We start from the raw sequence: 1,494 nt of genomic DNA, 5'->3' as shown, positions 1-1,494 counted from the left end.
TCTTTCGAGGCAGCCGCTGTTGCCGCACGGGCAGGCCTCGCCGCCGGGAATGACGGGAATGTGTCCGATCTCGCCGGCATTTCCCCAGGCGCCGCGCAAGGCGCTGCCGTCATGAACCATGACGCCGCCAAGGCCGACGCCGAAATAGAGATAGTAATATTCGGAAAACTGGGCGCCGAGGCCATAAAGGCGCTCGCCCATGGCGGCCGCGGCCATATCGGTTTCAAAGAAGGCCGGCAATCCGGTGGAGGCCGCCAGCCGTTCGCGCAGCGCGACATCCTTCCAGCCGGTCATGGTGGTTGGCCCCACGAAACTCATGGACTCCACGTCGAATGGGCCGGGCAGGGCCATGCCGACCCCCAGCACCCGTCCGCCAGCCCGCAGCCGGGTCAATTCCACCACCATCGCCCCGATCAACTCGAAGGCGCGGTCCGGCGTCGCGTTCGGCGCTTCGCGGTAGATGCTCTCGATCACGTCGCCGCTCAGATTGATCAAGGCGGCGCTGATACCAAGCGGAGTGATGTGGATACCCACGGCATAGCCGCCCTCGGGGTTGATCCGGAGCGTCGCCGGCGGCAGGCCGCGCCCCCTCGGCTCTTCGCGCAGCGACAGGATGTAGTCCTGATCTTCCAGTTCGCGAACGATGGTCGATACCGTCTGGACGGTGAGGCCGACGCGCCGGGCGATCTCGCCGCGCGCGATCGGCCCGTGCAGGCGGATGGACTCAAGCACGATGCGCCGGTTGTATGGCCGCCCGAACTCCTGATTGGTCCCCCGCAGTGCCATGCCTTGCGCCCCTTAGGAGAGGATAGCTTGGCACCGCTTATTTATTCAGTCAAATGGAATTCAAAAATAAATGATAATGAAACACAAATCTTGGGAAGGCCGGGTATGGACGTACCCGATTCAGGACCTGCCCACACGCCGCCCTGGCCGATTGCCGCCATGGCGAAACCTCTTCAATGGTGAGCGAACCCGCGACCGTTGATGACAAAGCAGGAGCAAAGATGATCGAATTGCCGTTTGCCCGCGACGAGTACCGACAGCGGCTTCGCAAGATCCGCACCGAGATGGCCAAGCGCGGTCTCGAGCTTCTTGTCGTCAACGACGTTGCCAACCAGCATTACATCACCGGTTATGACGGCTGGTCGTTCTACACGCCGCAAATGGTGCTGGTTCCAATCGAGGAGGTCGAGCCGGTCTGGATCGGGCGCGCCATGGATGCGGCCGGCGGTCTTCTGACAGCCTGGATGAAACCGGAAAACGTGGTCGGCTTTCCGGAAGACCATGTCCAGCGAGGCGATCGCCATCCCATGGACTGGATTGCGAACTGGATTGTCGCCAAGAGCTGGGGGAGTCGCCATATCGGCATCGAACTCGAAGCCTATTATTTCTCCCCCAAGGCGCACGCCCGGCTTGTCGCCGGACTTCCCAATGCAAAATGGCACGATGCCGACCTGCTGGTGAACTGGATCCGGGCGGTCAAATCGGCGC

At 62.2% G+C, this 1,494-nt stretch carries 2 protein-coding genes; one reads left to right on the top strand and one right to left on the bottom strand.

What is annotated here, in order from left to right:
* Window positions 1-786: ROK family transcriptional regulator (locus EN994_RS25120; RefSeq protein WP_164746164.1), on the bottom strand; the 786-nt coding region annotated here is incomplete at its 3' end.
* A gap of 221 nt (window positions 787-1,007) precedes the next feature.
* On the opposite strand from EN994_RS25120, the gene EN994_RS36355 reads away from it, so the two are divergent.
* Window positions 1,008-1,494: aminopeptidase P family N-terminal domain-containing protein (locus tag EN994_RS36355; RefSeq protein WP_245466081.1), on the top strand; the 487-nt coding region annotated here is incomplete at its 3' end.

The sequence above is a fragment of the Mesorhizobium sp. M7A.F.Ca.CA.002.09.1.1 genome, from assembly GCF_003998555.1.
Lineage (GTDB): Bacteria > Pseudomonadota > Alphaproteobacteria > Rhizobiales > Rhizobiaceae > Mesorhizobium > Mesorhizobium ciceri.
The sequence above is the reverse complement of the archived record's forward strand: the minus strand, read 5'-3'. Positions and strand labels throughout refer to the sequence as shown.